The 246-nt window shown below is 34.6% G+C and carries 1 protein-coding gene; it reads left to right on the top strand.

What is annotated here, in order from left to right; all coding sequences use genetic code 11:
- Positions 1 to 46: 46 nt before the first annotated feature.
- The coding region (locus tag KVS69_RS20195) for a hypothetical protein (protein ID WP_217540047.1) at positions 47 to 246 on the top strand (200 nt) is incomplete at its 3' end.

The raw sequence follows: 246 nt of genomic DNA, 5'->3' as shown, positions 1-246 counted from the left end.
TCATGATGAAGTGAGTCAAATGGAATTAGGAACCATGTGTTGGATCATGAAAGGACATAACATCTGTTTTGGATACCTTATCCGACAAAACATGATAGAACTATCTAAGAGAGACATGATGCTTCCATATGGTGGTATAATCACTAGAATATTTAATGCCTACGATATTCCAATACTATCCGACGAAGAGGTAATAAAGGTAGATAGATTTAGCGCAATAAATAAAAATCTACTTCACCCATTAAG

The organism is Stenotrophomonas sp. GbtcB23 (assembly GCF_019091045.1).
In the GTDB taxonomy this organism is placed as follows: domain Bacteria; phylum Pseudomonadota; class Gammaproteobacteria; order Xanthomonadales; family Xanthomonadaceae; genus Stenotrophomonas; species Stenotrophomonas rhizophila_A.
This window is presented reverse-complemented; position numbering and strand designations above follow the sequence as displayed.